General features: G+C 46.9%; 22 protein-coding genes. All 22 read right to left on the reverse strand.

Annotation, left to right across the window (positions count from 1 at the left end; genetic code table 11):
- The coding region (locus ACTUJY_RS20300) for a hypothetical protein (protein WP_463617966.1) at positions 1–1243 on the reverse strand (1243 nt) is incomplete at its 3' end.
- Positions 1243–1623: a hypothetical protein gene (locus tag ACTUJY_RS20305; protein WP_463617967.1), complete on the reverse strand. Its 381-nt coding sequence runs from the start codon at positions 1621–1623 to the stop codon at positions 1243–1245. The genes ACTUJY_RS20300 and ACTUJY_RS20305, both read right to left, overlap by 1 nt.
- Positions 1624–3750 carry a hypothetical protein gene (locus tag ACTUJY_RS20310; RefSeq protein ID WP_463617968.1) on the reverse strand — a complete coding sequence of 709 codons (2127 nt, stop codon included), beginning with the start codon at positions 3748–3750 and terminating at the stop codon, positions 1624–1626.
- Between the two features lie 282 nt (positions 3751–4032).
- Positions 4033–4386, reverse strand: coding sequence for a hypothetical protein (locus tag ACTUJY_RS20315; protein ID WP_463617969.1), 354 nt, complete (start codon positions 4384–4386; stop codon positions 4033–4035).
- A 9-nt stretch (positions 4387–4395) separates the two neighbouring features.
- Positions 4396–5313 carry a phage tail tube protein gene (locus ACTUJY_RS20320; protein WP_463617970.1) on the reverse strand — a complete coding sequence of 306 codons (918 nt, stop codon included), beginning with the start codon at positions 5311–5313 and terminating at the stop codon, positions 4396–4398.
- A gap of 100 nt (positions 5314–5413) precedes the next feature.
- On the reverse strand, positions 5414–5860 hold the full coding sequence (locus ACTUJY_RS20325; RefSeq protein ID WP_463617971.1) for a hypothetical protein: 447 nt from the start codon (positions 5858–5860) through the stop codon (positions 5414–5416).
- A complete protein-coding gene (locus tag ACTUJY_RS20330) occupies positions 5853–6131 on the reverse strand; it encodes a hypothetical protein (RefSeq protein ID WP_463617972.1) in 279 nt (92 codons plus the stop codon). The genes ACTUJY_RS20325 and ACTUJY_RS20330 overlap by 8 nt, the downstream gene beginning before the upstream one ends.
- Positions 6132–6134: 3 nt before the next feature.
- On the reverse strand, positions 6135–6467 hold the full coding sequence (locus tag ACTUJY_RS20335) for a DUF2190 family protein (protein WP_463617973.1): 333 nt from the start codon (positions 6465–6467) through the stop codon (positions 6135–6137).
- Positions 6468–6540: 73 nt separating this feature from the next.
- Entirely contained in the window at positions 6541–8556 is a 2016-nt protein-coding gene (locus ACTUJY_RS20340; protein ID WP_463617974.1) for a ClpP-like prohead protease/major capsid protein fusion protein, read from the reverse strand.
- Complete coding sequence (locus ACTUJY_RS20345) at positions 8543–10066, reverse strand: phage portal protein (RefSeq protein WP_463617975.1); 1524 nt, start codon at positions 10064–10066, stop codon at positions 8543–8545. Before ACTUJY_RS20345 ends, ACTUJY_RS20340 begins: the two co-directional genes overlap by 14 nt.
- Positions 10066–10272, reverse strand: coding sequence for a hypothetical protein (locus tag ACTUJY_RS20350; RefSeq protein ID WP_463617976.1), 207 nt, complete (start codon positions 10270–10272; stop codon positions 10066–10068). The genes ACTUJY_RS20345 and ACTUJY_RS20350 overlap by 1 nt, the downstream gene beginning before the upstream one ends.
- A complete protein-coding gene (locus tag ACTUJY_RS20355) occupies positions 10269–12152 on the reverse strand; it encodes a phage terminase large subunit family protein (RefSeq protein ID WP_463617977.1) in 1884 nt (627 codons plus the stop codon). Before ACTUJY_RS20355 ends, ACTUJY_RS20350 begins: the two co-directional genes overlap by 4 nt.
- Positions 12100–12609 (reverse strand): terminase small subunit, encoded by a 510-nt coding sequence (locus tag ACTUJY_RS20360; RefSeq protein WP_463617978.1) that lies wholly within the window; start codon positions 12607–12609, stop codon positions 12100–12102. The genes ACTUJY_RS20355 and ACTUJY_RS20360 overlap by 53 nt, the downstream gene beginning before the upstream one ends.
- Positions 12610–12756: 147 nt before the next feature.
- Positions 12757–13350, reverse strand: coding sequence for a phage tail protein (locus ACTUJY_RS20365; protein WP_463617979.1), 594 nt, complete (start codon positions 13348–13350; stop codon positions 12757–12759).
- A 1-nt stretch (position 13351) separates the two neighbouring features.
- On the reverse strand, positions 13352–13672 hold the full coding sequence (locus ACTUJY_RS20370; protein WP_463617980.1) for a hypothetical protein: 321 nt from the start codon (positions 13670–13672) through the stop codon (positions 13352–13354).
- Positions 13665–14006 carry a phage tail fiber protein gene (locus tag ACTUJY_RS20375; RefSeq protein WP_463617981.1) on the reverse strand — a complete coding sequence of 114 codons (342 nt, stop codon included), beginning with the start codon at positions 14004–14006 and terminating at the stop codon, positions 13665–13667. Before ACTUJY_RS20375 ends, ACTUJY_RS20370 begins: the two co-directional genes overlap by 8 nt.
- 9 nt (positions 14007–14015) lie before the next feature.
- The gene (locus ACTUJY_RS20380) at positions 14016–15161 is read right to left on the reverse strand and encodes a hypothetical protein (RefSeq protein WP_463617982.1); all 1146 of its coding nucleotides are present in this window, start codon (positions 15159–15161) and stop codon (positions 14016–14018) included.
- Positions 15162–15164: 3 nt separating this feature from the next.
- Complete coding sequence (gene lysC, locus ACTUJY_RS20385) at positions 15165–15386, reverse strand: Rz1-like lysis system protein LysC (protein WP_463617983.1); 222 nt, start codon at positions 15384–15386, stop codon at positions 15165–15167.
- Positions 15295–15744: a hypothetical protein gene (locus ACTUJY_RS20390; protein WP_463617984.1), complete on the reverse strand. Its 450-nt coding sequence runs from the start codon at positions 15742–15744 to the stop codon at positions 15295–15297. The genes lysC and ACTUJY_RS20390 overlap by 92 nt, the downstream gene beginning before the upstream one ends.
- Positions 15741–16151, reverse strand: coding sequence for a M15 family metallopeptidase domain-containing protein (locus ACTUJY_RS20395; RefSeq protein WP_463617985.1), 411 nt, complete (start codon positions 16149–16151; stop codon positions 15741–15743). The genes ACTUJY_RS20390 and ACTUJY_RS20395 overlap by 4 nt, the downstream gene beginning before the upstream one ends.
- Complete coding sequence (locus ACTUJY_RS20400; protein ID WP_463617986.1) at positions 16148–16471, reverse strand: phage holin family protein; 324 nt, start codon at positions 16469–16471, stop codon at positions 16148–16150. Before ACTUJY_RS20400 ends, ACTUJY_RS20395 begins: the two co-directional genes overlap by 4 nt.
- 182 nt (positions 16472–16653) lie before the next feature.
- Positions 16654–17244, reverse strand: coding sequence for a hypothetical protein (locus tag ACTUJY_RS20405; protein WP_463617987.1), 591 nt, complete (start codon positions 17242–17244; stop codon positions 16654–16656).
- Between the last annotated feature and the right edge of the window lie 103 nt (positions 17245–17347).

Genomic DNA, 17347 nt, shown 5'->3' on the forward strand with positions numbered 1-17347 from the left:
AACGACCGCGATGCGTTTCAACACTGCTTGGATCATAAAGGATCGATTGACGGGTAAACCCGCTGGTTCGATTGGGAATTTCAACCTTTCCCCATTTCAGATCAATCACGTTATGCAACTTATGTAAGTTGTATTCGAGATCGGAGTACTTAACAATGTTCGACTCATCGAACACATACTCATAACCGCTTTCGCGATTGACACCGGCAATGCGTTTAAATCCTAACTTGCCATTCGCGCCCACCGGTGTAAACGCAATCAACCTCAGCAATTCAGTTTCTATAAAGCGCTTGCCTTCGGTTTGCTTCACACCGTTAAAGCGATAAATTAATCCTTTGCTAAAATTCGTCGGATCAAACCAATCGGTTCCTGCATTTTGAAACTGTGTGATGTCGGTCCACTTAGGATCAACTCCCAGGTGCCAATTGCTCGGTAACTTTCCGCCTCCGATAATGTCACCGGTATAAAGCGCATAAACGAGCGCAGGCACCGGCATTTCCAAATAAACGTATTCTTCGATTTGAATTTGATCATCACCGTCCCCTTCTTCATCGAACTCAAAGGTTAACGGCAAGGTATGAAACAGGCCGCGTGTTAATCCCGTAAAGCGGGTATCGGTTTTTCCCGTCGCGCGCATGATCTCAAAATGATCCTCTTTCTTTGCTTTCAAGTAATAAACGCGTTGCCCTGGCGCATCGCCAAAACTCGAAGGGTGATCACACGCTTCAAACGCTGCCGTATTCAAAACATTGACGGTCGTATCTCCAGCATTTAACGTCGCGGTAATTGGCGTTTTAATTTCTGCAAAAATGTTTTTCTTAGCCGAACGCTGAATGTCATAACACGAAATTCGATAACGTCCGTTGCTCATCGATACCGACTTATCGATCATTTGTGTTTGCACCAACACAAAGTCAGCAAAGTCATCACCCATTGCGCCACGGTAGACTTCAATAACACAGCGCTTCAATCCTTCGCTGTTTTCCAGTCGATTTTTGAATTGCGTGGTGATCCCCGTATCCAACACCACAAACCGAATATTTCCAATTTCGGATCGTGATTCGTCAGGATTGAGTCGTTGCGAAATCGCGGTTGAAGGTATTAAACAACCGGAAAAATAATCACCAGTAATACCACTGACCGCATGCGATGATACATAGACTGGCGTGTTGAATAAAAACTTAACCACCGTGACAATCTCTTGATGATTGGAGCTTGCCACGGCGTGATAATTATCTGACATTAATTCATCCTTCGAAGTGTAAAAGAGACGGTGATATAGGCACCATTGCGCCTCTCTTTGTAAGAGTCGCCTTCAAAGATGGCTTGAAAGGAAGACGTTGGCGCGCCTGGAACATCCGAAGCGCTCATGGTAAAGAGCTCACCATTGCAGCAACTGGCGTGAAATTCGCGCCACGGTCCAATCTCAGCAACAGGAATCGCCGATGTCTTAATATGGTATCGAAACTCCAAGCGGTGCAGCGTTGAAACCGTGGTGCCATCCAAGCTTTTGTGTACTGCCCCTTCCTTTTTCGGATCGTAATCAAACTGTTCAAACTCGCACTGCAGTGATCCAACACCCGAAACAATTTCACGTTTTGGTGTAAAGCTGATGCTAGACATTTAACCTCCTAAATCTTGTCCATTGCGCGAACTCGGATCGATCAAGGACACATCGCCGTTGTTGATCAAATCCTTCACATCTTGCAAAAAAGTATTCGCATCGTTGGAGTTGAGATCACCGGCAATATGAAAATTAATCACCGGAGTTGCCGCTTGTTGTTGCGTTCCGTTTTGTCGCAGCCGTTCCACTTGATTCATCGCCGAATTCACACCAGAAGCACCAGCGACCGACACGCCGCCCGAACTTGGCACTGACGCTCCACCGCCGCTGCTGCCCGGTTTGGAGCTTTTGATTTTTCGAACGTTTGCCATCCCTGCAGCAATGGCAACGGCCGCTGCAATACCGCCAAGAATTGGTCCGACATAGGGAATACCGGCGAGTGACTTATAAGACTGTGTGGCGCTCTCATAAGTCGCCATTGTGGTTTGCCCAATCGCTACTTGCTGCTGAATTTTGAATCCTTTCTTCGATTCGGAATCGGTGACGCTCGCAATGTTTTGCAAGGTGCCTACCGTCGTACTCAAAATGGCGCGGTTTTTTCTCGCATTCAGCGCCGCTTCTTTTTTCGCGTATTGTTCTTTCAACTTAAATCGTCGATGGTCATACGCCACTTCGCTTAAGTATTCTTTTTCTAGTGCTTCATCAAGAATGGCGAGATCTTGATCGTACTTTTGTTGCAATAAATCTTGCTCGGTCATCCATTGCTCTTGCATGCGCATCAGTTTGGCTTCAAACCGTAACGCGTCCTGCTCCGCTTCGCGCGCAATCGCATCGTCACCTTCAGCTTGTTGACCAAGATTGCTTTTCAGTTGAGCCATCTTTTCATGTACTTTGGCGTCCGCTTCCGAAAAGATGGCTTCGATGTTGCGCGTGATCACATCGCTCGGCAGTTCTTCCGAAAGCAACCGATCTAGTTCCGTTTTGGTATCAGCAAACGCGGCCGCTTGCGCATCACGAAATTCATACAGCGCTTGCGGGACATCAACTTTTAAACCATTGGCAAATCCTTCCACCGAAGTCAACGCTTGCGCAGCGTTATCACCCACCGAACCAGGTAACTCGGATAACAACGCCAATGTTTTTGTGACCGGATAAAACAGACCATCAATGACCGCATTGCCCAAACTGGTAAATGCCTGTGCACCAAAAACTGCCAGTTGAGAAATACCCAGGCTGAGTAAATTGACACCAAGCTCGGTGCCTTTTAGAACGATTTCAACACCGTGCAAACCATCAGCAAACACACCCACGCCGCGGGCACCCCACCAAAATGCACCACGGATTTTTTCGCCCATCGTTTCACTGTTAACACCCAGCCCCAACACTTTCTCGCTCATCACTTCAATGATGGGAGCTACCTCACTTGTGAGGTTATTGGAAAACCCTTGAACGACCGCTTGAATGCGTTCAATCGATTTTTGCGCGGCTTTCATCTTGGCAGCGTCGAGTTCGGATATCGAAACACCGAATGCGCGCGCTTCCGCTTGCAGCGCTTTTAATTTTTCCGCGCCGTTATCGAGCAGTGGCAAAAGATAAGTCGCATCGCTTGCCAGTTCTTCGAGATAGAACGATTTTTCGGATGTGGTGCCGACTTCTTCTAACGCTTCAGCAATTTTTAGTAATTGTTGATCAGGAGCAAGCTTGATCAGTTCTTCCGCATTGAGTTTTAAGTGCTTGATGGTGTTAGCCGCTGGCCCTCCACCGGTTGCTGCAAAGTCACCGATTTTTTCTTGTACGTCTTTAAGAATATCGCCCATTTTTTCCGACGAAATACCCACATCTTTCGCCGCATAACTCCATTCGCTCATCGCGGTGACACCCACACCAACCGATTCGGACAAACGGATCACTTCGGTGTTGGCCTCCAGTGTTTTTTTAACGAGCGCCGTACCACCGACCACAGCTCCTGTAAAGAGTGCACTGCCCCACTTCGCCGCACTGTCTGCCATCGAATCAAGACGCTTACCGAGCTTTGTGACATTGCGACCTAACTTAGTGAGTTCTTTGTCGGTCAGTCCTGCTTTCTTTAACGTTTTGCCGAGTCCACTTTGTACCGAAGCAAACATGCTTTTTGTACGGTCGTCACCGACCAGTGCAAAGGTGTATTCATTCGCTGATAAACTCATGTTGTAATCCGGTTATAAAGCTCATAGCTTCGCAGTAGAGATTCGGTTGATCTGCGATCCCACCTGCCGTGAAAAGTGTGTTCTGTTGGTAATGTTTATGAAGGTCGAGAAGATAGAAGGATCGATCCGTGATCATCGGAAGCAGGCAAGTTTTGGATTCAATGACACCTGGGATCTTCCATTGTGCAAAAGGTGCCGGATCACTGCTGTCACAGTGTCGGCCCCATTCGCATTGTTTGCAGTTAAAACGCTTCCGGTCGTTGATTACATTAACTGCAATGGTCAGTTTTTTTCTTCTTCCTGACTGAGTGTTGAAAGATTCATGACATGCCAAAAGAGTTCGTTAATGATCTCAACCGGCAAATATTTCAAGTTCAACACGGTGGGTTTCAGTGGTTTACCATTTTGGTCGATTACTTCTTGCCAATCTTGCAAACTTCGCCCAAGAGCAAGCCGAACCGCTTCTGGCGTTTGTATGTATCGTCCATCGTCGGTGGTCTTACACGAACTGAGCGATTCCATGTACGCAAGTTGGTCGAGCGGTTTGAGTAAAAACTTCGCCGGATTTTCGTCTTTCGGTTGTTGCTTGGGCGTATACCATTCTGCCGTTAATCCGGTATTCACTTTAATTGCCATGTTTCACCTTTACGTAAAAATGAAGGATAGTCCGTTGTCACCACCGGTAACGCCGTAACCGATCTCATAGGTTCGGATCGAATCGCGTTCCGCTTGCGACAATTCACGGTAATAGGCGTGATGCAATTGCAGTTGCCAGCGATTCCCCGCGGTATTGCCCACCGCACCGGTGTCGATCACTTTGCTGGTTCCATTTTGCCAGTCGGCTACAAAGTTTTGCGTTGCGTTTAACGTCATCTCCGGATCTAAGCTGCCACTGACATCACGATCACCAATGCGTACTTGCCCGTAACCGTCACTCGACGACAAACTTTTCGGAGTCACAATTTCATTGTTGAGGTTCATCGACAAAGCGCTGATTTCTGCTGCAAACGAACCCACGGTGAAGTTAACGCCAATCAATGGTGCAGGCACCGTGGCATCAAAAACCGGAGCAATCATTGGCGTATCACTTTCTGACAGAATGTGACCGGTAAACGTAAAAGATGCTTTCGCAATTTCACCGACGTTGGCCGTGACTTCAACGGTACCCACACATCCCACCAAACGGATCAACTTACCGTCTTGGTAATAATAAATTGTGGCGTACTCATGCCCGGTTGAAGCAAGTCGATAAGTTACGCTGCTACTTGCAACAATGGTTTCAGCAAGCCCACACGCTCGGAGCGCCTGTCCAATTTCTGGCGCACTGCCAGCAACTCCCGATCCTTTAATCTCGGAGGAAAACGTCAATGACCCTAACGTACCGGCATAAATCGATTTCTCTTTACCCAACTCAGATTTGATGGGGTTACGTTCCACCATCGTTGCGCCTTCGTAACTAAAGCTAACGTCTTCAACCAAAATTGCATCAGTTGCTGCCGGTACCGCTTCGGTGGTTGGATTGGATTGAATGCGTAAAGCAATCGCCTCAACTTTTGTTAGCATGTTGCTTCACCTCTTTGTCTTTTTTCTCTGCGTTTTTCGGCGCGTCGATGATTGTCGAACCACCCTTACGCGGTTCTACTTTGAATGTTTTTTTCATAACTCACCCATAACTTTGATCGTGGAAACTGGTGCGGTACTGAATGCTCCAAACCAGTGAACACACGCACGCACGATAATCACCGCGTTCTGAAAACTCAGGCTTTCCTTGTTTGGTTTGTTGCAGATCTAGGATGAAGTCGAGGCCCAAACGATGACTGCTCATCAGCATGCTGTGAATGGAATTACGCAAATCGAGTAAACGTTGATTCAGTGTCGCACCCGTACCAGTGAATACAATGGCTGTTGTGACATTGAGCTGCCAAAGCGCAAACCGACTGGAAGACGCTTGATTGATCAAAACGTCTTCACCCAGTTCGATCACAATCGCTGGTAATTGTTCCGGATTAAGCTCGGTTTCAAAAAACACACCGGTAATGCCATGCGCCGATCCAACTAGCGGTTGCAATTGCTCTTTAATCGATTCGAGGATCTTTTCAACTTTATGCACGTTCTAACTCGCAAACTAAGAATTCATTTTCTACGCGGGGATGTTGGATCTGATAGTTAAGCGAACCGAACACAACCGGATCACCGTGATGGATCACACGCTTATGAACCGGATCCAAATACAAAAACGTAGCGTTGATGTATCCGGCATCGGTTTCTATTGGCTCATTGGAATAAATCGCGCGATACTCACTGCCATGAATCAAAACCGGTTCGCCAAACACTGCCAACGCGCGACTGTTCAGCCGCGCTAAATCGTCAGGCCAGGCCATGAATTACACTTGACCGTTCAACAATACCTCGCACGTACTGGTGCCAGCGTCATAAGACAAAAACGCTCCGACCAAGGTGTTACCCGATGCCGTAGTGGTAAAGTTACTGTTAGCTGTGCTCCAATAAGCGCGTGCGCCTTCTGCTGGCGTATTGCCTGCTGCTAATGGCAAATCACCAAACACACCTTTACGAAGACCAACAAACGTTTCACCGGCCGCAGCTCGGTTGTGAGCAACGACGCCAATGTTGCCAATTAAATAAAACTGACCGCCCACCACATCACCAGCCGGCGCTGTAAGGGTTAATACATCACCGTCTTGAACGTAATTTTTCATATTTGAATACCTTTTAAGTGGAAATAAAAAAGGCCGCAAAAGCGACCTTTGGAAATTGAATGTGTATTAGGAACTAAGCTGCGCCACTCGCTTTGTAAACTGCTAAATGACTGAGTGCATTAACACCGGCATCAATGCGCACCTTGTAAGCCACACCGTCCACTTCAAAACCGTTTTGCTGTTCAAGATACGGCGTTTTGTTTCCGTCCAAATAATTCACCTGAATGGTATCGTGATGTTTGCCTCCAATTAAATACCACGCCGTTGCACTGGCATCATCCAAACGTGCATCAGTAACCGTTTGTGCCATGCCATACACTTTATTGCGCACTTGTGAATGCTTGCCATCAGGATCCGCCGTGGATTCCATCAGTTGCTTCGCAGTGCCTTCAAGGCCAACCGGTGTTAACAAAAACTCAGGACGAATGTTGGAAGCGCTTTGATTCGGTAGTTTTTGTTTTGCCATTGCGGTTCGTCCCGCATCGAGTGAATTGATCGACAACGCCGAGCCTGTACCCGTTGCCAAGTTTTTATGTTGCGTACTGAACAAAGCATGCCCGGTTGAAAGGCTCGGATTTGAAACCAATAATGCGTATACCAAATCACCCACGGTGCGAATGGCAGCGCGTCCCATCAAACGAGGAATGCGGCTTAACATATCCATATCGTCGTTAATGATGGTTTGACGCGTGATAGAAAACAGTTCACCGTAAGTGGCAAGCCACACTTTTTCACCACGATCACTCAGAGTCGCGTATTTATACTCGGCACCTTCTTGCACTTTTCGCAAACTGGGAAACGCGTTTAAGTCGGCGCGATGCGAAGTTTTAAAATCGCTTAAAGTGCCTTCTCCGGTCCAAATTTGAAACGTTTCGTCGGCTTCTTCAACGCCTTTTAACATGGATTTGTGTGCAACGTCTTGCAGGATATAACCGAAATCACCAGAGCTGTGCGTAAAAGCTGCGCCAACTAATCCCATGCGATCATAAGAAGCAGCGCCCATGCCGTGTGCTTGCAAACTCGCTCGCGCCATTTCGAGTAACGACATGGAACGATACGCGCCCGTATCCTTTAAATCTTTTGCATCAACAGCCAGTCCCGCTCGATGCGATAACGCAACAATCGCTGCATCACGGTCCGATTGACCGTTGCTAATACGAACGCCAAAACCGCCTTGTTGCGGTTTGCTTTGACTGCCTAAATGATCCAAGAGTTTTTGGCGCGCATGATCGGCGGTGCAGTCGAAATCATCCAAACAGGTGTTTAATACCTCTGTAGTGCCATCAAAGTTTTTAAACACCGCTTTGATGTCGTCTCGCCGCTGTTGCTCCGCTTTTAATGCGTCCTGCTTAGCCTGATGTTTAATCTCGTCGTGATTGTCTTGAGTTGCCTGGGGCATATTGTTTACCTCTTGGTTTGGATGGTTTGAAACAGAACGGTCGATGTTCTCTACTGTCGGATTGTCTTGTTTGCTAGAAACATCGAAGCAGTTTTTAACGTGTGTGGGTGCATTCTTAAAACGCTGGATGGAAAACTTATTTTCAATCTCAATCGCGCTTTCCACTTCATCAATCAAGCCAGCGTTTAACGCTTCGTTTGCGGTAAGATACGTTTCCGCATCCATCAACGCGCTGATGTCTTCCTCACTTAAATTCGACCGGCTCATGTATGCGCTGATCAAGGTGCCTTTTACTTTGTCGAGCAAGTCAGCGGTTTTGCGTAACTCTTCCGCTTCACCCATTGCACCACCTAATGGGTTATGGATCATGAGTAAGGTGTTCTCAGGCATCACCACTTTATTGGCGGCCATAATAATCACCGACGCCATCGATGCCGCAATACCGTCAACGTGTGCAACCACATTCGCGCTATGACTTTTCAGCAAGTTATAAATGGCAATGCCATCAAACACGTTACCGCCAGGACTGTTCACCCGAAGATGAATGTCTGAAACGTTTTTCAGTTCTTTTAGATCGCGAGCAAAGTCTTGAGCGGTTAACCCCCAAAAACCAATCTCGTCATAAATGTAAATTTCTGCGACGCCGGATTGCATCGCCTTGATTTCGTACCAGCCTTTATTCTTCGGCATCGCTTTCACCTTCTTCGTTTTCGTCAGAATGTTGTTTCGGTTCGGTCGGCTCTTTGGCTTGTTCGCTCGAAGCGTCCGAAGAAAATAGCAATTCATGCTCTCGGTTAAACTTCACTTCTTTCACTCGCGCATTCATCACTTCACTGGGCACCAAACCTTTCGAACGGATCACATTCGCTTGCGTATTGAACCCGGCTTTCACATCGCGCTCGTGTGCTTTCGATTCTTTGTCCGGATCAATCCAAGGCATGACAGGTCCAAAATAAGCCGCCAGTTGAACCGTTCGCGGATCCACATTGGGAGGTACTTTCACAGCGCCAGATGCAATCGCAACGTCAACAAAGGTGCGATAATTGGGCCGTGAAATTTTTCCAATGAATTGATTTTGTAAAACCTGATAATGCGAAAAACCTTCAACCAACTCTTGTCGTTTTGCAGAATACGAACCTTCGTAATTGCGTGAAATGCTCGAATAGTTGGTGCGCGTTCCTGCCGCCAGTCGCCGTGTCATTGAATCCAAAAACGGTTGCAGTAACGTCGAGGGTCGATTGCTTTGAATGGTGCCAACGTCTTCACCCGGCATAAGATCATCAATGAACATGCCTGGCGCAATACTCAGCAGACGATGGCCCTCGCTGTCCAACTCACCATTGTTAAAAGAAGCAGGATCACCGCGTTTGATATACGCCGTTAAAGCCGCTGCCACACGTGCAGCAACGCGTTCCGATTCTTCGTAATCTTTAATGTCTTCAAGTCGCCCCAACACCGCGTGCAACACGGACACACCGCGCGCCTGTCGAAGTCGTTTACTGTTCTTTAAATGTTGAACTCGTTCGGCCGGTACGCGCACCATTTGAGAATTCAAAAAGCCGGTGGAATCACCAGGATGAAACTTATAGAAGTGATAAAACGTGGGTTGGCCCCAGTCGTTGCGCTCAACGCCTTGCGTGATTTTTTTCTTAGTGTCGTTAAGATCGTCGGGTAAAAAATCCGCTTCCAAACATTCAACAGCAAAAGGCACAGCACTTGTATGTTTGAAACCTGCAATGTTGCCAATGTGATACTTTTCAAACACTTCACCATCACGCACCCATGAGCGACACAACAAACGTTCCATCTCGGGCCGCGTGAGTTCGTGTGTGGTTTCCGGCTTTAACGACCATTCCGAAAACAAATAGGAAAGCTCACTTGCGAAAGCATCATGCACTTCACCATCAAAAGTCAGTGGTAATGGCTCAACACGGATCCCTTCAGGGCCAATCACATTGGTTTCTAGGGTGTCGAAGATGGCACCAACGACATCGTAATTTTCTTCGTAATAGCGCGCTTGTCCTCGAATACTTCGGCCTGCGACCTTTATGGCTTCATCACCACTTCGATGATCGGCTTTGCGTTTGTGTGTGCGCGAAGGTTTCGCCGCTTCATACGCCTTAATCACCATGCGTTTGTGTTGTCGTCGCATCGCCCAGGTGGGTGAAACCGCAAGCGCAAAGCGATCAATCACATTCATTAAGAAAACCTCACAAGCGAACCCATCCGCCCTTTACCTTTAACGTGTTTGAGTCTCAGCTCTAATGCGACACGACCTGCTCGAATTTCACTTAAGTCTTCAAGCTTCATCGTGCGACCTTGGAAACTGATTTCCTTACCCGCAAGCACATCGCGTTCGGCTTGTAGGTATCGTGCGATCATGTCTCTGATTTCTGTTTCATTCATAACCATCCACCCCTTGAATTTATCCAACGGTTGTTTGTTGCTTGTTGTCGTTGCTCACGTTTCACTTGCGCTTTCTCTTGCCGTTCTTCTGGTGTGGCATCAAGATTTGCAAGAAGGCGCTCAAGATTCGGTTGCCAAATATAAAGCCCTGCAAGCGCGTAGTTTTCGAGATCGAGCGCTTCATTACGCGCACGCTTTTTAATCCACTCCGATCGAACCTTGCCTTTTGAAAAGCGTGTCACACGTTTCTCAGAACAAAGCTGTAAAAAGTATTCCTCATCAAAACATGGATGCTTTGAGAAATGACAATAACCCGGTCCTGGCTCTTCTACTTTGAAACGGCGATAAATCAAATCCTTGCCTGCATCGACACCCACTGTAAACAGTCGAACGTTGTACTTATTGTTTCGACTGCCACGATTGACCAGCGGAATACCATCACCACCCTTACCCTTGATGGCGTAAACGCGTTGGCCTTCTCGCGGCTTTACAAACTTATAAACATGATCGGTGAATGCGCCCGAGTCGATAACTGTACAACCGATAGAAAGGATGGCACCGGTTGCGTGTCGAAAGGTTTGATTAATTTCCTTATCAAACTCGTCCCAAAGTTTTTGCGTCGTAGGATCGCCGCGTAATGTTTTAAAATAAATGTCCCAGTTTTCCTCACCGGGGCCAAATGCTTTGACTTTGTATTCGATCCGATCTTGCTGAACATCTGCAGAAAGGATCAGCGCACAAGCGCCTTCAGGGATCTCATGTTCAAAAGTTTCACGTCGATTCATGAGCGTTTGATGATCGGTGGTTTCGCCTTCTTCTTCCCACGTTTCAGCAAGCGAGACATTCACGAAGGTTTGTAGATCACCAGTCGATTTTTTATCGAGAAATGATTGAACAATATCAGCCAATCGTCGGAACATACTGCACATTTCGGGCAGGTGATAACTTGCATGACCTTTGAACGGTTTTGCAGCGATCCATTCGCCATTACGTATAGCGGCGTAACGTTCGGCATCGTTCCAACCCACGCCACAATGTTCGCAAACGTACACAGCCGTTTCGGGTAAGTGTTCGCCGCTCTCCTCTTTTTGCCAGTTCACTTGTGACCACTTGAGGTATTGCTTTTCATTGCAATGGGGACACTCGCAGTGCCATCGGCGTTGATCACCGGAATCAAAAGCGCTTTCAATCGCGCTATAACCTTTGAGTGTTGGCGTTGACGTTTCAAACAACAAACGATCATCACCGAAGGTTGCGGAACGTTGAAACAACAGGCCAATAGCATTACCTTCTTCGGTGCGTTCGTAACCGTCGATTTCATCGGGAAAGATTTTCGGTGCGCTACGACCTCGCATAGTTTTGGGCGAACCGGCCCAGGCGAACATTAAAAAGCCACCGGGGTATTGTTTCATGCGTTGGTTATTGACACCGTCGCGCCCACGAGCGGCAGCGATCTTGGTTTTTAAGCTTGGTGTGGTATCGACCATTGGATCAAACTTGGCACTTAACCAAGTTTGCAAGTCGCCCTGACTAGGCTGCATGTGCATGATCGATTGCGGGTTGTGATCGATGTAATACCCCATACCCATCAACTGCACTTGCGACTTACCCGTTTGCGCGCCCCACATTAAGGTAATGCGAATGCAATCGGGATGCTCCATCATGTCGAGCGGTTCAACTTGGTAAGGTGCGTTTCGGAAGCGAACAGGGCCAGGCGTTTTGTTTCCAGTTGGGATCCGGCATTTTTTTTCAGCCCATTCCGAAGGCTTTAATTTTTCGGGCGGTTTTAAATGTTGAAGTGATCGTTTTAAAGTTAACTTTACACCATCAATATTCCTCAGACTCGCTTTCTGCGTCGTCGAATTCGTCACATCCGTCATAGTTGTCGGCAATAACTTCTAATGCCTGATCAATTTCATCTTGTATGATTTCTTTAATATCTCGTTCTCGATTCAAACCAATAACGCCGCGCGAAGCTCTATCCGCAACTTGTCTTAAGCGTGAACGTAGCTCAATAAGTAGACCGCTCCATTGCCGTTCAACTTCCGACAGCTCGGCAACTTCTCCTTTCTTTTTTCTTAGATCAATTTCAGCACCTTCCGTTTCTGCACGTAGCTTTCGTGTGTACAACGTATCCTTGTCTGCGGTTTCAACATCGCCAACCGCTCCAAACACCGCTTGCTCTTTTTCCCAGGCTAAAACTTCGACCGTTTCGAACACCCATTCTTTGCCCCGACTTCCTTTTGAAACAAAGGGCATTCCTGCTTTTACTTTTACATTTATCGTAGGCAACGAAACACCCAGCAAAGCCGCTAGGTCACTGCGATTGACTTTCATTTGGATAACCTGAGAAGAAAACAAAAAAACTGATTTGAAAGGCCACGCACAAAGGAAACGCCGCGAGGCCACGCACCCCCAATGTCAAGCTTTAAAAGTACCTTTTTTTAAATTATTTTTGCGTACTTGAACTTGACAGTTCTAAAATTATTTAGACTTAACTCGGATTAATTTTTTGATCGCACGATTGAACTCGATTGGCATTCGCTCTGCAGCTTTACTGCGCATGATCACGCGTATTTCTTCGTCATTAAATATCCTTCTTATTGAAGGCCCTGCTTTAGACTCAAGCTTATTATTCTTTCGAGATACTACAATCGGCCCATTACGACTATTAACAATAAAGGTGTGTTTATAAACTTTACGCTCACCCCACGCCTTAGCAACCACACCTTGCGCACGATATTGACCTTTACGTTTACCGGTTTTAATCCGCTTATTGAAATAACCTGGTCTGCGCTGACTTTTTGGAACAGAGGCAATCAAGTTATAGGCGCGACCGGTCTTAGCATCCAATATTGCTGCTTTATCAAAACGATTGGTTGGACGTTCAATCAATCGCTCTTTAACCGTTTTCTGAAGCATTCCAGACTCTTTCGCTATTGCCTTTTGAGCTGCAACACGCACACTGGAAAGCGTTTTATTTTGAGCAATTTTAATCGCTTCGGGTATGGCGAGTTTTTGCAACTGCGTTAAATCTTTCACACAGTCTCTTAAATCGTGCTCTATGGAAAAGCTCACATTATTCAACCAGAATTTCAATCTTGTTTTTGGTATTAGGACTGGCAATTACTTGCCCGTTTGGATGCTCAGGATCATAAGATGTTAAGCGAAGATAATGCAGGCCCGGTGTAAAACCCGCACTACCTAAACGCAATTTAATAACTCCGTTTGCATCACCAGTAATTGCACCTGTTGCCACTTGCGTATCCAGCGTGATGTTGTTTGCTTCGCAGGTCCAACGCGTCACACTCGACCAATCAACAGGCGTTCCATTGTTCGTTACCAGAATTTCAATTTCGTTATCGCGCCCGTTGAATACTCGTTCTAATAAGTTAGGCATCGCTGAGCACTAAATCAGAATCGGTCAGTGTGTAAGTCCCATCAGAGCCGAAAGTTTCAGGCGTTGCCAATTGGCGTGAGCCTCGAAACGTTGTATTCGCCCAAAACGAAACCCACGCAACAGTTGCACTACCAGGAACGTTAAACGCGGGTTGATTGCTGGAATCTCTTGCACCATTTGTTGCGGCTGAAAAAGTAATGGTTTGACGTGCGTAGCTACCACCAGAAATTTCGTTGTCCGTTCCAACAGCGCCTGGGTCGCCCGAATGTAATGCAACGGAATTAATATCAAGTGCATCCAACATTAAATTTTTTGCAGAAGTGGATAATGGCATTTTCAAATCCTAAAGTTTTACTAAAGTGAATTCATCAGACAGCGACTGAAAGCTAAAGCCACTCAATCCAAACAGTGTTAAATCATCGCTATCTAATGTGGGTAACGTCTTTGCGTTTTCAACAAGAAGCCATTGAATGGTTACAGAAAGTGTTGCTGTGCCAATCGAAGATTTAGTTCCCAGCGCGGTAATCGAGGGCACACTCAATAAGCCTACATTCACATTACTTGGCTTTTCTCCAACAAGACTGATCGAAGCCTTAACAGAAATGCTTTCGTTGCTGTAGACGTGTTTTTCGCCCAATACGGTGCCGGATGTTGGAACGCTCAGCTCAAGAGTGTGCGCGATGTGTTTTTGACTTAACGCACTGACATTGACGACCGCTTGAGCTGTGGCAGACGAAATAGCCGCCTTGCGTCCAACTCCGGAAACCGATGAAGTGGTAGAAAGTGTTGCAAAATCATCTGACTGTTTTTGACCGGTTGGATTAACTTCACTTGTCGCGGATAGATTGGCAGTACCACTGGCCTCCGTAGACGCACCACCAGCTTGACGTACTTCAAGGCCGCAATAAATCCCCGTGTTGTATTTAAAGGGAATGGCATACTCAAACGATGTCACACCGGGTGATGTGTAGCGCGAATACAAATTCGCTTTGTAATTCACCGGATTTGGATTGAGTATTTCCGTTGCAGGTGTCACTGTTGAACATTCACCACCCTCAATGCCAATCACAAAAAGAGTTTCGTTGGCAGTATTCGCTAAGTCAGCCAGTGCAATGAATTCACTGCGCGGCTCAGGGTTGGAACCACTGCCGGAATGCACTCCAAAAATGATTTGCTCAAAAGGATGGTTAGCATCAGCGCCTGTAACGCGAAACAACTGACCACCCGCTTTGGGTGAAGCGCCGCCAAAGGTGACCGTGACCACTTCCGACGTTAAATCATTCGAAGCCACCGCGTACCAAAAATAACAGCCGTGTTGATTTCCGATTTCAACAAAACTTAAATTTGGGCTGGTACATGTGGCCGAACCACCGTTGTCCATTTTCGTTGCGGCAACAACGACATCGCCCTTGGTTAAATTCACTGCATCAAACGAGCGCGATGCAGCATACTGCGAAAACCACGACTGAATGGGTGTGATGTTTGCCATCAATTAACGCTCTTGTTGTTCGCGCCAATGCGCTAACGCTTTAACTTGTGCGGAACAAATCGCGTGTGCTTTTTCAAGTGCGACAGCGTAATCCACCAAGTCACGATTGCGTCGTCCGTCAAAGCGAACCGTTTCACAATTTTGGATCAATGCTTTCGGTGGCAGGACCATCACGCGCTTGGTGACTGTGATCGTTTTCGGCGTGAATGAGCAGCCGCCTAACATCAGCAGGAATGGCAGTATCAGCCCACGCTTGAGTGATTTGATTGTGTTCATAGATTTGCGTTAACTCGTGTTGTAATTGACGGGCTTGACTGTGCGCTCGTTGTTTGGCTTCGTTAACTTGTGTAATGGTTTGCTCAGCCAACACGGCATCAAAGCGAAGTTTACCGATGGTTTCCGACTGTTCGTTGATCACCCCTTGTAAAACATCCACCTGCAAGGCGTGATCCTGTTCCATCACTGCAATGTGTGCTTTCGCTTCGTCAAACTTTTCCCAAGTGACGTACAAAGCGATTGCCAGTAAGGCAATTACAGCTATGGGATTTTTTAAGCGTGACAACATCGAAAATAGAAAACTCATAGAACTAACTCGTAGTGTGGTAAATCGTTAAAACGTTGGTCGCTTGTGTCTCCGTCACCGTCCCAATCGCCGCCCCATCGCAGCTTTACCCCTAGCCGCTCCGCCTCTTCCAACACAATGGCCGCAAAGTCTTTAAAGCGCTGTTTGTCTTGCCAAGGAATGCCATGCCGTTTCGAACAATAGGGCGCGGCATCGACCGCAAGCGATGGAAACGTGTTGTGTTTAGAGTTCGGCCAGCGCACTTTTGATTTGCCTGCATGAAACACTGCGTTTTGCTCTAGCTCGCTTCGATGGCCACACACAATCGTGCAATCCACACGCTCAATCACTGCGTTGAACACCCTTTGCAAATCGTCATGCGCAGTCGCCAATCGCGCTTTCGATGTCGTTCCAAATTGAAAACTCACTTACCCAACCTCTGCTCAATCAATCGTAAAAACACGGCAATCATTTTGCCGCCTTGATGCCCCGACACGCCCACCACACACGCCGTCCACATTTCACTCACGCCCATTGCCTGACACGCAAAATACGCCAGCATTCCCACAAACGCGCTGGTAAACAATTCGGCAGTCAACTCAAACCAAACCTTCGCCTTTCGCCAATTCACCACGTCTGTGTTGAATACCTTGTCACGTAAAAATTTCACAACGCCGCCAAGAACGGCAAGTGCGATCCAACCGACAAGTTCAAGCACATTCAAATTATTCGGATCATTTGTGGGCATAAGAAATCTCAGGCAATAAAAAACCGACTGCGAGAAAATCCCGAGTCGGTTAAGGGGAGAAAAAATTTCAGACACAAAAAAACCGAAGTTTTTACACTTCGGTTTCTCTGGTTGGCATTCGCGCCAGTATGGGGAAATTATACCGAATCACAGGGTTATTGCAAGCGGGTAACAGTAGTACACTATAGGTAACACAATGACTCTCGATTGCCTTGTTTCGCATGCTTAACCACATGAAAAACACGGTTCAACAATTTGTCATCCAGCGCAATAAATCGTTCGATGTGTGTTTCGTAATCCGATTGATAATTTTTGCAAAAATTATCGATTGAAACGTCCGTTGCCTTTGACACATCGCTTGGTTTGTATTTGCGCCGTTCGTGATCAGAACGCGCCAACGCTCGAGCATCTTCCAATGCTAACGTATTCAGTGCCATGCGTTGCAAAAGCGATTTTGGATTGTTGATGTTTACCGCTTTGAAGCGTTGCCACTGTTGCCACCCTCTTCGATTCAATACCCAGTGGTGCTGCTCATAGCTCACTGGACCATACACGTACCACGCCCATGCTCGAAGTGGCCGTTCCTGTTTTTCAACCAGTGAAATAATTTGCGCCGCTTCCACACAGTCACAAACAATTTGATTGATATTTTTCGCTGGACGCGTTTCTTTCGGTCCACGTTTCGATTGATAAATCGATGGTTCAAGCGCACCACTTTTGTGTGCAATAGTAAGCGCCTGCGTTAACACTTCGCGTTCGTTTGTCCACTTCATTGGAACCCCTTAAATTCTTCGATAAACACTTCAACACGAGGTCGATGCGGATCAACCGGACCACGTGCAAATCCATGAAAGTCAATTTGACTGTCGTCGTTGA

This window comes from Pleionea sp. WD8-19, assembly GCF_055326765.1.

Coding starts and splice junctions, on each gene's coding strand:
- ACTUJY_RS20390 (WP_463617984.1), bottom strand. CDS start 15,744: ATGAGTTTTCTATTTTCGATGTTGTCACGCTTAAAAAATCCCATAGCT.
- ACTUJY_RS20350 (WP_463617976.1), bottom strand. CDS start 10,272: ATGAATGAAACAGAAATCAGAGACATGATCGCACGATACCTACAAGCC.
- ACTUJY_RS20405 (WP_463617987.1), bottom strand. CDS start 17,244: ATGAAGTGGACAAACGAACGCGAAGTGTTAACGCAGGCGCTTACTATT.
- ACTUJY_RS20380 (WP_463617982.1), bottom strand. CDS start 15,161: ATGGCAAACATCACACCCATTCAGTCGTGGTTTTCGCAGTATGCTGCA.
- ACTUJY_RS20400 (WP_463617986.1), bottom strand. CDS start 16,471: ATGCCCACAAATGATCCGAATAATTTGAATGTGCTTGAACTTGTCGGT.
- ACTUJY_RS20340 (WP_463617974.1), bottom strand. CDS start 8,556: ATGCCGAAGAATAAAGGCTGGTACGAAATCAAGGCGATGCAATCCGGC.
- ACTUJY_RS20355 (WP_463617977.1), bottom strand. CDS start 12,152: ATGACGGATGTGACGAATTCGACGACGCAGAAAGCGAGTCTGAGGAAT.
- lysC (WP_463617983.1), bottom strand. CDS start 15,386: ATGTTAGGCGGCTGCTCATTCACGCCGAAAACGATCACAGTCACCAAG.
- ACTUJY_RS20330 (WP_463617972.1), bottom strand. CDS start 6,131: ATGGCCTGGCCTGACGATTTAGCGCGGCTGAACAGTCGCGCGTTGGCA.
- ACTUJY_RS20375 (WP_463617981.1), bottom strand. CDS start 14,006: ATGCCATTATCCACTTCTGCAAAAAATTTAATGTTGGATGCACTTGAT.
- ACTUJY_RS20335 (WP_463617973.1), bottom strand. CDS start 6,467: ATGAAAAATTACGTTCAAGACGGTGATGTATTAACCCTTACAGCGCCG.
- ACTUJY_RS20360 (WP_463617978.1), bottom strand. CDS start 12,609: ATGAAAGTCAATCGCAGTGACCTAGCGGCTTTGCTGGGTGTTTCGTTG.
- ACTUJY_RS20345 (WP_463617975.1), bottom strand. CDS start 10,066: ATGAATGTGATTGATCGCTTTGCGCTTGCGGTTTCACCCACCTGGGCG.
- ACTUJY_RS20320 (WP_463617970.1), bottom strand. CDS start 5,313: ATGCTAACAAAAGTTGAGGCGATTGCTTTACGCATTCAATCCAATCCA.
- ACTUJY_RS20315 (WP_463617969.1), bottom strand. CDS start 4,386: ATGGCAATTAAAGTGAATACCGGATTAACGGCAGAATGGTATACGCCC.
- ACTUJY_RS20310 (WP_463617968.1), bottom strand. CDS start 3,750: ATGAGTTTATCAGCGAATGAATACACCTTTGCACTGGTCGGTGACGAC.
- ACTUJY_RS20370 (WP_463617980.1), bottom strand. CDS start 13,672: ATGCCTAACTTATTAGAACGAGTATTCAACGGGCGCGATAACGAAATT.
- ACTUJY_RS20305 (WP_463617967.1), bottom strand. CDS start 1,623: ATGTCTAGCATCAGCTTTACACCAAAACGTGAAATTGTTTCGGGTGTT.